Source organism: Halorubrum trueperi (assembly GCF_042662525.1).
Taxonomy (GTDB): domain Archaea; phylum Halobacteriota; class Halobacteria; order Halobacteriales; family Haloferacaceae; genus Halorubrum; species Halorubrum trueperi.
This window is the reverse complement of the sequence record NZ_JBHSXI010000002.1, coordinates 71,507-84,589: the sequence shown is the minus strand read 5'-3', so window position 1 is coordinate 84,589 and position 13,083 is coordinate 71,507. Positions and strand designations below refer to the sequence as shown.

General features: G+C 59.5%; 11 protein-coding genes. All 11 read right to left on the bottom strand.

The window, feature by feature from the left end; all coding sequences use genetic code 11:
- Positions 1 to 126: 126 nt before the first annotated feature.
- The gene (locus tag ACFQEY_RS04630; protein ID WP_379765193.1) at positions 127 to 708 is read right to left on the bottom strand and encodes a DUF7437 domain-containing protein; all 582 of its coding nucleotides are present in this window, start codon (positions 706 to 708) and stop codon (positions 127 to 129) included.
- A 48-nt stretch (positions 709 to 756) separates the two neighbouring features.
- A complete protein-coding gene (locus tag ACFQEY_RS04625; RefSeq protein ID WP_379765190.1) occupies positions 757 to 1,092 on the bottom strand; it encodes a DUF7558 family protein in 336 nt (111 codons plus the stop codon).
- Entirely contained in the window at positions 1,092 to 1,382 is a 291-nt protein-coding gene (locus ACFQEY_RS04620; RefSeq protein WP_379765187.1) for a hypothetical protein, read from the bottom strand. Before ACFQEY_RS04620 ends, ACFQEY_RS04625 begins: the two co-directional genes overlap by 1 nt.
- Before the next feature lie 78 nt (positions 1,383 to 1,460).
- The gene (locus ACFQEY_RS04615) at positions 1,461 to 1,895 is read right to left on the bottom strand and encodes a toxin-antitoxin system TumE family protein (protein ID WP_379765184.1); all 435 of its coding nucleotides are present in this window, start codon (positions 1,893 to 1,895) and stop codon (positions 1,461 to 1,463) included.
- A gap of 8 nt (positions 1,896 to 1,903) precedes the next feature.
- Complete coding sequence (locus ACFQEY_RS04610) at positions 1,904 to 2,437, bottom strand: DUF7342 family protein (protein WP_379765181.1); 534 nt, start codon at positions 2,435 to 2,437, stop codon at positions 1,904 to 1,906.
- Between the two features lie 136 nt (positions 2,438 to 2,573).
- Positions 2,574 to 3,017, bottom strand: a complete 444-nt coding sequence (locus ACFQEY_RS04605; RefSeq protein WP_379765178.1) for a hypothetical protein — start codon at positions 3,015 to 3,017, stop codon at positions 2,574 to 2,576.
- A 546-nt stretch (positions 3,018 to 3,563) separates the two neighbouring features.
- Positions 3,564 to 5,075, bottom strand: a complete 1,512-nt coding sequence (locus ACFQEY_RS04600; protein ID WP_379765175.1) for a primase-associated protein — start codon at positions 5,073 to 5,075, stop codon at positions 3,564 to 3,566.
- Positions 5,072 to 5,956, bottom strand: coding sequence for a bifunctional DNA primase/polymerase (locus ACFQEY_RS04595; protein ID WP_379765172.1), 885 nt, complete (start codon positions 5,954 to 5,956; stop codon positions 5,072 to 5,074). The genes ACFQEY_RS04600 and ACFQEY_RS04595 overlap by 4 nt, the downstream gene beginning before the upstream one ends.
- Positions 5,953 to 9,768: an ATP-binding protein gene (locus ACFQEY_RS04590; RefSeq protein ID WP_379765169.1), complete on the bottom strand. Its 3,816-nt coding sequence runs from the start codon at positions 9,766 to 9,768 to the stop codon at positions 5,953 to 5,955. The genes ACFQEY_RS04595 and ACFQEY_RS04590 overlap by 4 nt, the downstream gene beginning before the upstream one ends.
- Positions 9,761 to 11,977: a VirB4 family type IV secretion system protein gene (locus ACFQEY_RS04585; protein WP_379765166.1), complete on the bottom strand. Its 2,217-nt coding sequence runs from the start codon at positions 11,975 to 11,977 to the stop codon at positions 9,761 to 9,763. Before ACFQEY_RS04585 ends, ACFQEY_RS04590 begins: the two co-directional genes overlap by 8 nt.
- Positions 11,961 to 13,082 carry a hypothetical protein gene (locus ACFQEY_RS04580; RefSeq protein ID WP_144800179.1) on the bottom strand — a complete coding sequence of 374 codons (1,122 nt, stop codon included), beginning with the start codon at positions 13,080 to 13,082 and terminating at the stop codon, positions 11,961 to 11,963. The genes ACFQEY_RS04585 and ACFQEY_RS04580 overlap by 17 nt, the downstream gene beginning before the upstream one ends.
- Position 13,083 lies beyond the last annotated feature (1 nt).

Below are 13,083 nucleotides of genomic sequence, written 5' to 3'. Positions count from 1 at the left end.
GGTTCCAGTCTGTCTGGTGGTTACGGCACCAATGTCGTTTCAACTAGGAAGTATGTGAATTGTCTATCACCGTTGAACTGACAAACTCCTCATTGCGACGAACAGCCGGTATCGGCGATGTAGAGCTCACTTACGGTCGGAGTTGTCGACATCGAACGATGCTCCAAATTCCTCGATGTCGTAGTACTCGTGGACGACGGGGCGGAGCGCCTGCAGGATCATCTCTGCAGCCAGCGGCGAGATATCGAGGTCCTCAGCCATCAGCCGGTGGGTCACATCGCCGCGTTCGCGGGCGACAGCGTAGGTCAGTGCCGTTGCGAGGCCGGCAACGCCGTGACGGTCGACGTAGGTGTCGATATCGTCGTTGGTTTCGGCACGACCGACCACGTCGATGAGCGCTGGCGTGATCGTGTACTCACGGTCACCGGCGGCCGTCGTCACGGTCAGGTCGATCTCGCGGGCGGCGTACCGCCGAGGCTGCTCGTCGTGGGTGACCTCGACGACGCCGGCGTCGACAAGCCGGTTGACGTTGCTGTAGGCCGTCCCCTGCCCGAGCTCGAGGTCGTCTATCATGTCCTGGACGGTCGCCTCGTATTCGTGAACGAGGTACGCGTACAGTTGGGCAAGCTGCGACTCCTTGAGGAGGTCCGCGACCGAGAGGAAGTCGCGGATGATGTCGCCATCAGTACGATTCGAGGTGCGTGACACGGGTCTTCCTAATTGCCGTTTCCAGCGAAACAGTAGAGAGTGTTTGGGTCACTCCGCCGGCGCCGCGACAAGGTGCTCCTCGAGGTCGCGCGTCCAGTAGGTAGCTGGCCCACCGGGACTACACCGGGCGCAGAGTTGGAGCGGGCCTTCTAGGTGGCCGAGTTCCACTCGGAACCGCGTCAGCGCCGCGTTCGTGTCGACGACGAGGCCACAGCTGTCGCAGGCGTGGTGATCGCGCTCATCGGGATCCGGCCGCGTCTGGGTAGCGCAGCCGACACAGATCGGGTGGGTGACCCGCTCGTCCTGGCCCCAGGTGTGCGCCTCGCCAGTCTCGGTGCCAGGCGGGGCGTCGCAGAAGGCACAGCCAACGAGCATTTGCTGCATCACTCGTCCTCCTCGCCGGCGTCGCTTGCGGCCGTCCAGCCACGATGGTAGACGGCTAGCTGCGTTGGTGAGTCGAATGCGGTGCCGCTCGGCTCGTGAACCAGAACGCGGTCCTCGGGAACTGAAGTGACGAGGTCCGCGTCGACGAGATCGTCGACCAGGCTACGGGCCATCGTGTCGTCGATGTCCGCCGTGTCGACCCTGGCGGCGTCGCGGTCCTGGGCGAGCAACTCTTTCTCGAACTGTTCGTAGTCGGCACTCGTGTCGTCGTTCGGATCGGGATCAACCATAGTGAGTCACGCCGCGCACGCTGTCGCGCGCTGCACGCCTTTCGGCGCCGATAAACACTCCACGCGAGACCATAGCCCTTACTCGCTCCAGAGAGTCACGATCCGGTCTTCGATCTCATCGAGGACGAGCGCAACGACGTCACGATGGTCGTCTGGCCACGATGCGTCCTCGCCGGGCGTCGGGGCGGTGGGCGGGGGGTGGAAATGGTCCCGTGTATTGTGCGGATTCGGGTGCCGGTCCCACCGGCACTCCCAGGTATGGTCCGAGTGTTGCTCTCGATAGTGGAGTTTGAAGTCGTCGTTCGTGTACCAACGGACCGTCAACTGTGCCTCGTCGACGGCTGCTGGGTAGTACGACGGGGCAAAGACAACGTGGAGTTCCAGATGGCCGCTGGCGTCCATGACGGTCGCTCGGGAGACCTGCCTCGTCGCTTGGAGCCGCGTCTGGAGAAACTCGAGGATGGGACGATCGATGGGGGCAGGGCTCCCGCCATCGCCTGTCGGTGGCACCATTGAGCGGGCTACCCGGACGCCTGTTCGCGCTCGCCACCCGTGCGTTGCTGGCGCGCGCGTTCGTAGCGGTCACGCTCCTCGAGGGCGGTCGCCCAGTCGCCGAGGTCGCTGTACACGTCGTCGATGGTCCGCTCGCCGCTGCTCTCCGCGACGGCGATGGCGTCGACTGCGGCCGGTGACGCGACGTCGTACATCGCCTCGTACTCGGTGATGCGTGTCGTTAGCTCACGAACGCGATCCTGCAGGTCCTCGACGGAATGGTCGGCCGCGAGCTGGTTGATGCGTCGCCACTCAAAATACGCGTCATTCCGTTCGTAGGTGGCCGGATGGCCATCGTGTCGAGTGACGATTCCCAAATCGTCGAACCAGCCAAGGTACTTCCGGGCGGTCTTGGGGTCACAGTCGGCGCTGTCGGCGATCGCGCTCACCGTCGTCGGCTCGCGGGTTTGCAGGATGGTGCCGTAGATGCGTTGTTCGACGTCATCGCTGCTGAACGCGTCCTCGAAGGGGGGCGGCCCATCGGTGGCGTCTGTTTCGGACATACTCGGAATTGCAGGGCGAAGGATATAGTTCTTACTTCAGGGAATAGTTTCCTGACCTGGGTGGGCTGGGATCCACAGGTTGACAACGCCTTAACCAACATCGGGTAATCAGCTTGTCCAAGTGTTGGTTAAAACATCACTCCTGAAATCGGAGCTCTCGAGCTGGTTTCACGCAGAAGCTGTCTTGACCACCGTCAACGTCATTCTGACCTACCTCACCGCCCAGTGACGACTGGTGTGTGAGCCGGCTGACCAGCTCGTCACGAACCGTTTCACGACTGACAGTCGTTTCGTGCCGGCCGAGCCGCTCGTCGAAATACCGCTTCTGGAACCGTTGGCCGACGTCATCTATGGCGATGTACTGTGTCCGCTTCACTCCCGCAACGCTCGTCGAAACGACCTCGGCTCCGACGTCTTCGTGGGTGAGTTCAACGAGCGCGCACTCGACGAGTGAGACGACGGCAGTCGGACTTCTGTTGTGGGGGATCGTCAGTTCGAGATCTGTCCACGGTTCGTCGCTCGGTTGCTCAGTTTGCTCGCCGTGAAGTCGTGATCGCTGTTGCTCGTGTTCTGAAGACATGGTTGTTGAGTGGGCGCTAACGACAGCCCCTCGCCCCTCTCGGGGGCGACAAACTCCACCGCGAATCGCATCACTATCTATTGAGTGAAATATGACACACCGGCTATAGACGATCGTCGTTTGATGGCCCTTCGGCCCGAGAGAGCCAGCGGCGTTTGCACCGTTGTACCCTAGCCTTCCTTTGGACAAATCTGGAGGTACAGAATAGGATGAAACGAGTTTAGATTTAGCAAGAGGGCCGTCGGGCAGTTCTCAGCCGTTATTGATGTCCTCGACGAGTTCTAAGATGCGGTGATTGGGTGGAATTGTGCTCGACGGGGTGGTGAAGACCTTGAATTCGAGAGAATCGGATTCACATTGTAATTGAGACTTGGCATAACTGACTGACGGCAAATGATGGGCTACGTGATGTTGCTTCTAGTGACCCACCCGTTCTTGTCCAAATTGGTCGATACAAGGTCTGAAAAGTGGATGACGGGATTTTAATATCCGTCACACTCCTGTCTTCTGAATAATGGTGTGATTCCAGATAATTGACTGTCTGCGTTAGAACTCGTTTCCCTTACCCTCGGTTTCACTTAGTCGATCGTACATCTCATCCGGGAAGGGGAGACTCCCCCAGATCGAGTATGGACACTCATCCTGTCCGATGCAGTACCGCTGCATATCGTCGTTGTCGCAGTTCATCGGAAGCGGGGTGTCGCCTCCAATCGTGTTCGAGAACTCGTAGCGAATCTGGTAGTCGGTGACCTGTTCATCGTACCACGGCCACCGCGAGAAGACGTCCTTGAGATCTGTGACAATGGTCTCGAGGTCGCTGTCCTGATACTGTGGCAGCCACATCACCATCCGGGCGAAGTTGTACAGGTCCTTTCGGACTGGTTTCTTCTCGTGGAGGCGTTCGGCCATGTTCGCCATGCAGGGGAGTTCAAACAGATCCTCGATTGATTCGACGGTGAGGGGCTGGACGCCACGCGTAGATTCCTGAATCCGATAGCGGTTCGTATTTTCGTGCTGTCGGATAGTGAGGCTCCGGTGGTCGCGCTGGGAGGCGAGAAGATTCCCGAGACTCCGTGGACTGGAGATGCGATTACACACGTCTCGCTTCCAGGTTGCTTCCGGATCGTACGCCTCCACAGCTTCAAACAGCTCCTTCGCTGAGTAGAAATTCCCCAGCGTGGTGACTTCGTCTGGAGCGTCTCGAATCGCGTCCCGAAGCACACGGATAGTCCGTTCACCAGGGTTCCAGTCTCGCCAGATCCGTTCGTGGTGTCCCGTCTCGATGAATCGGTCGATGCGGTCTGTGATGGCCGACTCATTCGTCGTTAGCCACGTGAGCTGGTCTTCGGAGAGGTTCTCCTCCTGGACTCGCAGGAGCTTCTTGAACGCGCGTCTGGCGTACTCGCGATATTTCGTATCGAAATCACCGACCGGCACGTAGAGACGGTTGTCCTTAACGTGAGTGAGCAGTTCTCCGGCCTCTCCTGTCTCGGTGTCGGCGTGGACGAGGCAATCTCTCGATGCTGCAGCCATTGGGATTTCGAGATACAATCCCTCACCGAACTCGGGCATCTCCTTGATCCCTGTACAAACGCGGCCGGGGTGCGGGCCGTCCTCTCCGGGACCTTTCGCGTACAGTACCTCTGCGATATCCTGTTGAAGACTCCCATCACCGAATTCTTGAAGTAGGGAAGCGAGATTGTTGACGTACAGCTCGCGAGTATCGTAGAGAACCTGTACCTTCCGCGGCGGAGCGTGCTCGAACTTCGGGTGTGCCTTGACGCAGATCGCGCTCAACGTCGCGAGGACGGCGAGTGTTCCGGGTTCGTCGACAAAGGGGTCCTCTGCAGCATTGGCCCTGACATCTTCTTTGAACGCCGCCGTCCCGAACCGCTCGAGGTCGTTCAACAGGTCTTCTGGTTGGTCTTCACCGTCGACGATGTAGCGATTGTAGCCCCGCGTGAACAGCTGGTTAATGCGTGTCGTGCCGTATTCAAGCGGGAGCGTCGCAACGCGATAGGCGGTACGCTCGTCCTCAACTGGAGTCGACTGACTCATGACTGGATGACCTCCGGTGTTGCAGACCGAACGTCGAAGTTCGGGCTCTCTATCGGCGTGACGATACTGCAGACGTCAGCGTGCAACGAGTAGGGGAGTCGGGCAACTCGACGACGGTCGGCGGTAACCACTGGATCGATGGGAATCTCGTAGGTGTCTTGCAGAAGGTCGTTCAGCACTTCTCGACTCTTGGCGTCATATCGATGGGCAGGGTCGGTATCGAGGAGATAAACGTGAACGCCCTGGCCGCTGTACACCACCATCGTCTCCTCGGCGCTGAAGTCGTCCTCGAAGATCTCTCGCACCTCGAAGCCGTACTCGATGGCCTGTTCGATATCCTCGAAGGAATACGGGTAGCCTGCCGGGTCCGCTTCGAGAACTCCCACAGCATCGAGTAGTTGCTCGCTGTCTCCCGAAACATCCTCGTCCGGTACTGCTTGCGCTGCTCGCTCCCGAGCTATCGTTTTCGCGTCGATATCAACGAGAAGCACCCACGGCCGTTCCCAGTGATCGAGGGCGTAATACACTGCATCGGGACGTGGATCTGGTTTCTCGAGCAGATCGGGATCTGCGAGCGCGAAGTCGCTCCGTCCGAGCGGGTCATTCCGTGCTGGGTGGCGGATGAACTCGAGGACGTCGTCGAAGTCGTGGAATGCTGCTGAGCTCCGATCACCAGCGGCGTTCGTCTGCCAGGTATCCCGTCTGATGAAGTCCTTGTCTGGGACTCCGTCTTTCCGTACCGGGTGGGGTTCTCGAAACGCGAGCGCGTACTGCTTTGGTCCCTTCGCGGTGATGAACGACGGGAATTCGTCGATGTACGAGGGGAACTCCTCCGTGTAGTACCTGTAAATCTCCTCGCGCGTAGCTTGGCGCCAACTCATGGATTGAACTCCTCATCGAGCTTGTTGAAGCTCCGAATCGTCGTCATCCCTTCTGCGTCAAACGATTCGATGGCTTCTCGAATATCCGAGAACCGACGGGCTGCACGCCCACTCACACTATTTTCTATCCGGTCGGCCTCTGCGAGTCGATCCAACACCTCAACGGCTGTCTCACGTCTGTTGAACGCCCAGACAGCGTTTGCGTCCACCGCACTCTGTTTGTCGTAATCGTCGACAGGTGCGTGTTTGTTGTTGCTCGGGAATTCCGCTTCACCGACCCACACGAGTTCTCCGTCAGCGTCGAAGGCGGCGACGTCGAATACGGTCTCCTCATCGTACTCGTAATAGGATTCAACCTGCTCGACATCGTCGCGCGCTTCCAACCATAGTTCGAGCAGCTTCACACCGACCTTGTGCGGCGTTTTCTCGCCGATATCTCCCTGACCAGGGCCGACCTTGAGCTTCTGGCCAAGCAGTTCACGCCCTGCCGGGAGGACGGTGTAGTACTTCCGACTGCAGGCTCGTCCTTCTTCCAGCAGATCCTGGTCGATGAGCCGCTGCACGTCCAGGTCATCAAAGTCGTCCTTGAACCCACTCATTGAATCCATGAGTCCATGATTCGGTGCGTCCCTGTTCATCACGTCGAGGACGCGAGTCAAGAACCGGATGTCGTCGTGAGTGAGTCCGCGCCGTCGGAGTTCGTCATCGGAGACGGTCACGCCACCTGCCTGTACTGGCGAAGGTCCGTTTTCGTCGACGGCGTTCGTCTCCTCTTCTGTGGCCGACTCTTCTGACTCTACGGATCCCATATTCCCAAACAGGGAATCAATGGTGTCCGCGTCTTTCTCCTTCTCTTCGTCGGCTACTGAACCACTGGTTGCCTGTCCGATGAACGACGACTCCGTCGAGTCTCCAGAGCTAGTCGATTCTGCAGATGCGGACTGTCCAGCGTTCGGTCTACTCCCCCATCCCTCATCGTCGGCTGTCTCCGATTCGCTTAGGGCCCCAGCAAGTCCGTACTGGGTCTGTGTACGCTCCGACAGCCGTGGAAGAGCTACGGACTCGAAGTGGTCCTCCTGCTCGACAGAGAGCGCCTCGTCGCTTTCTGGATGGCCCGCTGCTATCGGGAGCGGCTTCACCGAGAACGGAGCAGGCCCTGTCTTCCCAAACGAGGGGCTCGGGAGTTGAGCAATCCACTCTCCACTGGGGAGCGTATTGACCCGATTTCGAAGGTCAGTCGGACTCAGGTCTTCGTGGGCCAACGACTCGGCGAGGTCGCGCTCGATAGAGATGTTCCCAATGAGCTTCGTCTTGATGTTGTTGAGGAGCTCGTCGTAGGCGCGCTCGTTTCGATTTCGAACTTGGCCGGGGAACTGCATCACCAGTCCCATGCTCAGGCCGAATGACCGTCCCTGTGGAAGCAGTTGCTCGGAGACGAGTTTTGTCGAGGCCACGGGGGCGGCCTCCTCGATGATGAGATTGGTGAGGTTCTCGTAGTCTGTCTTTCCATCACGTCGGCGTACCTGGACGGCGTCCCAGAGATTACTCAACAGGAGGAGTGTGATTGCCCGTTGTGCCTCCGGACGGAGATCTCCCAAGTCGAACAGGATCGTGGCATCTTCGTCGAGGAACTCGCGGAAGTCGAATCGGTTATCGACGTATTTGCCGTTCTCGTCTTGTTCTGGAACGTGACTGAAGATACGTCGCAGGTGCGCGTCTTCTCTGAGTTTGTCCAGACGGTTTCCGACGGCGTCCATAGACACCTGGAACCGGTGGTCGTCCTTCGCGAAGTGCCGCGTGAGTGATTCCTCGACGTTCCTGTTGTCCGCCGAAACCGGTGGGACAGTTCGCTCTCGTTGCATCCGGAGAGCTGCCGCGAAAAGGTCGTCCAGACCGAAGACGTCGCTCCCGTACTCCTCGTCGAAAAGTGCCTTGATGAGGTAGCTGAGGATCTCGTTCGCGACAAACGCCTGGCCGTACTGCTCGCGGCCCATAATCATCCGCAGGATGTCGTGGAAGTGGTCGACCTTGTCCTGAATCGCGTCTTCGCGGTTCCGCCCGGCTTCGAGCGCAGGCCGGATATCGAAGAAGGAGAACGCTGGGACAGTCTCTGGGACGCGGAACTGGTAGACGTCGTCCAATCCGTTGAAACGTTCGTAGTGGCAGCGAAGGTAGTTCGCACACATCCCATCGCCTTTCGGATCGACGATCACGACGGGTCCGCCGGTCGTCTCGCGGAGCGAGAGCGCGTCGTTGATGATCGCTTTCGATTTTCCGCCGCCAGTCGATGCGAACCGGCCGTAGTGCGTCGTCAGCAAATCCGGCGGAACCCGGATCGGGTCCGGTCGCGGCTCACCGTTCTCGTCGAGCGCGTAGCCGATAGCCATGCCCTCTTGGAACTGCTGAACCAAGTCTGGATTGGGCCACGGGAGCGGGTTCCGGCTCTGCTGCTCAGCTCGAGTTCCTCGCGTCCCCTCAACGGTGAGTTGCTCGGAGGATGGCACGAGCACGAAGTTTGCGAGTTCCGTCCCACTGAGGACGAAATCCGGTCGGGTCTTCCCTCGGCCGGTCGTAATCTCTCGATCTAGCAACTGTCGGAGGGCTGTCTGGGTGTTCTTCTCCTTCGTCTTTTCACGAAAACCGTCTGCCCGGAGTCGTTTTCCTTCGACTTCGTAATAGGGCCCGTCCACTGGGTCGAACACAGGGCGAAGTGAGTCCATTTGGGCCGCGAGTTCGTCGCGAGCCTCATCCCCTGTCGGAACGCCGACTGCTCGGATGTTAGCAGTGAACGACCGCTTGGGGTTCTTCGCGTCGATGTACTCAATGCGTTTTTCGACTGACTCACTGAGCTGCTTCTCGTCGTGGTCGCTCCGCTGGTCTTCGACCTCGAGGAAGGATCCAACGACTTCTTGGAAGAAGGTGTCCCGCCCGTCGACGAGATCCTCTTTTCGGACCTCAGCGTCGGACTGCCAGCTCGCCCGTCGCTGGAACACAACCTGAAACGCCACAGGTGAAGCCGCCTCCATCAAGTGGTCGACGAGTGATGCGAGCGTCGCGCCGGGCTGGTCGACAGCCACTAAGGCGTCGTCGCCATCGCCAGAGGCGAAGGCCGTCAATGACGTCATCCAGTCGTTCTTCCGGGTGGTCGAACCGGACCAGCGCACACCAACTGGCGAGATTGCGTCGATGGTTGGCTGAGCGAGTATCGTTCCCTCGTCTGTCTCGGTTGGTTTTTCGAGCGTCGTCAGTGGCTGCTCGTCCGGTATTTCGCTCGGTGGTGCCAGCTCAAGGGCGGTATCACCAACCTCAACGAAGTGACCAGCAGATGGCTCGACTGCTGCGCCGCCATCTGCAAAGGGGGATGCTTCGGCCGCTAGTGTCTGGTCTTGGCTACGGTCTTCATCGACAAGCTCGTGCTGTTCGTCAGGACCAAACTCGTACTGTAGTTGCCCCGCCTCGTAGTGTTCGAGGAACTCTGCTCGTGTGAATTCGACTGGCTGGATGAGCCGAGAGGCGACGTCGACGTCGACGCGTTCGATATCGAATGTCTCAGGATAGATCGAACGGAGCCGTTTTTCGAGTGTGTCGAGATGCTCGTCGGCGCCGTAAAAGAACTCGACAGGGTCGTCTGTTCCCTCACTCAGTGCGAGAAACTCGAATCGGAGCGGTGTGTCACTGTTGAGTGGGTTCAGCTTCTGTGCGAGTCCCGTTGACTCCGTGGTCGTCAGTTTATGTAGGCTTTCGAGGACTCGAGGAATCCCCTCAGGATCCAGGCCTTCGGATGTGGGCGTGACTCGGAGATACTCACGCATCGTCCTCCCCCTCCATCGATCCGCCGTCAGGTTTGGCAGAGACGGTTTCGGACTCTTTCGACTGTCCGTTCGTCACCTGCTCTTCCAGCTCCTCACGGAACTCCTGAACGTCTGTATCGACTGCCTCCTCGCCAGCGCCGGGGAGTGAAGACCGCCGTTGCTCGGTCGGGTCGAAGTCAATGACTTGCTTCTCCTTGGGCATTGCCTCGACCTTGATGCCGCGCCACTCGCCGTCGACGCCGACGAGCGCCTCAGAGAACCCAGCGTCCTCGTTGCCGGGGACCGCGTCCTGCACGTAGCGCATCTGGGCGTAGTTCAACCCGAATTCGTCGGCCCACTGGTCATCCATTCCATCCAGGCGGTGGAACTGCTTGACGGCACACTGATCAAGGATGGCTTCGGACTCGGCGTGCTCGAAGAACTCGTCGACGGTCTGGGTAACGAGACGAATCGAGAGATCGTGGTGACGGTGATGTCGGAATACCGTCTCGAGGAACGCTAGACTCGCAGCGTCCTGCATGATGTACCGCGCCTCGTCGATGACGAACACGACCTCCTTGTCCGTCTCTTTCGCCCGCTCGTAGACGAGCGAGATGAGCAACTGCATCGTCAGTGCCGTGCTGCTGTCGACGCTGCCCTCCTGTTGTGCGAGATCGAGGTAGATGACTTTCTCGTCGCGAATGTCGAACTCTGAGGACTTCCCGAGATTAGCGTGGCGACCCTCCTCCTCGAAGGGACGAAGCTGGTCCAGAAGCCACGTCGCGTCCTCGCGAATCTTCCCGGCCTCCTCGTCGGAACGAACGACGAACTCCTCGGGGTCGTCGACCATGTCTTCGAAGACGTCCATCATATCCCGGATAGTCGGGCTGGGGTTGCTGTGCGTCGAGATATCGTCGGTGATGTCGTTGCGCTTGTAGGCACGCTTGAGACCGAGTTCGAGCGTCGTCCGACGATCCCCGAGCGAGATGCCCCGCAGTGCGAAGAAGTTCGTCAGGAAGCTCATCGCGTCGTCGAGCTTCTCGTTGAACGGGCTCGCATCCTCACCCATCGCCCGCTGGACGTGGTCGGGTGTCTGACGGATCTCCAAAGGATTCAGACCGAGCGTCCCACCGACGGTGATGCGTTTCGCACCGAGCGCTTCGGCGACCCCCGCCCAGTTGTTGAGCGGTTCGAGGATGATGCCGATTCGGTCCTTACTCTGCTCGATAGAGCGGATGAAGTTCTGCTTCGAACTGAACGACTTCCCAGACCCAGTATCGCCGACGGTGAACATCGCATACCCGTTGTCACGGGCGAACGGGTCGATGACGACCGGGCTCTGGTTGTCCTTGTGAATCCCGAACTCGACGCCGCCCTCCTCGAGAATCGTCGCGTTGTGCGGCGAGGACAGCAACGCGCCGACGGCACCCCCAAGGGCGATCGACTCGCGACCGAATTCGTTGTCGCCAATGGGTGCGGCGGACTGGAGGGCAAGGTCTTGCCGACAAATAGCGGTCTTCGGCGTGAGGTTCGCTGGGTCGTCGCGGAGGGCGCTCTTGACCTTCTGGACTGAGTCCCTGAGGTCCTCCTTGTCGTCGGCGCGAACCGTGACGAACATCCCCTGGTCGAAGACGTTCGCTCCGCTCTCGACGGCCTTGTAGGTCGCAGCGGCCTCGTTTGCTCGCTCTTGGAGGTACGCACTGCGGACACTCTGTTCAAGATCGGCGTCGACCTGGAGGTCGTCAGCGATGTCCTGTAGTTCGTTCCGCGCTCGCTGCTGGTTCTTCGGGGTGATGTGCGCTGTGAGGTCGAACTCGACGTCGGTCAACTCGAAGAGATCGCTCAGATACCCGTCGTTCGGGTAATCGGCGTAGTCCGCGATGTACAGCGTCGTCGTCCACTGCTCGCCGACGCGTGCGGATCGTGTCTCCCACTCGATGGCTGCTGGCGCAGTCACCGTTTTGTGGGACTCAGAGATGTCGTCGAGGAGCTGGCCTTCCGCGTGACCCTCTTCGAGCGTCTCCTCGTCGAGGACGTCCGAGAAATCGACTTCGGGTTCGTCGTCGGCGGTGTGCCAGTCCCAGAGGAGTTTCCCGACGACGCCGAGGACTACAACCAACAGAAGGTAAATCGCCGCACCCTCGGGTGACGTTGGGTTCCGTAGCCACTCTGTGAGTTGGGTGAAGGTCCCGCCACCCGCCTGCAGGACAACGTTACGCATTGGTCTCATCCTCCCGGCGCGAGTGGCCGATGATCGGTTGCTCGCGAACAACACGCTCTGCCTCGTCGTAGTCGTGCTCGCGACCGTTCCAGAAGTCCATATTCAGAACGAACAGTTCGACCGTACTGAGCCGGCGAGCAGACCACCCGGACGCCTGCTGGATGAACTCGGCGCGAACGTCGTTGACGCGGCTGTCCAGCTTCTCGAACATCTGGGCGCGGCGCTCGACATCTGTGAGGTCCTCACGACGAGTCACGAATGGGTTGAACAGGAACCCAATGACGGGGAACTGCGTCAGTTTCTCGGCGGGTGTCCCTTCGTCTCGGTATCTATCGTAGACTTCGAGCGGCGTGACCTCGACGCCGATGTAGTAGCGCACCTGTTGGATGCCCCGGTCACGCATCTCTTTGGGACGCGTCTCGCGGTACTCCTCGAGGAGTTCCCGGAAGATCGGGTTCTGTTTGACGTCCTCGTCGTTGAGCCGCTCCTCGATTGTCTCGGTGATTTGCTCTACCGGAAATGATCGGGTTGTGGCGTGGAGTTTGAGCTTCGAATCAAGTTCCTTGTTGGCGAACTCTTCGCCCGCCTCCTGGAGCTGAGCCCAGTCGTCGGACATCGCGAAGTCCATGTTCCCCGGGTCAATCTCGATGAACGCTTCCATCGTGCCGTCCGCTCGTTGAATCGCTCCAGCACCAGGCCATGCTCGTTTGACGTTCGTGAGGTCCTGCGTTCGCTCGTCCGGTTTGAACGGCGTGTAGTTCGCGAGACCGCCTTCATTCCGCTCTGTCTCGTTCGTGGTACTGTCGGGCTCCTCTGGGGCACTGAACGTAACTCGCGGTCGCTTGGCGTATCGATAGACGTCCTTCGTCCACGTCCACGCGTTCAGGTGGTCAGGAGAGACGTAGATGACGGCAACGCCAAACCCGAATCCTCCTGCTACGAACGGGAGGGCGAGTGACTCGATACCAGTGAGGCCAGCGATGAACAGGCCCATGATCGGGAAGGCGATGAGCACACCGACGTCCCCCTCCTCGATGTTGAGGTAGGGGATGCGACTCTCTTCGCCGAACTGGTCCATGATGCGCCGTGCGGCTGCGTCTTGATCCATCGACATT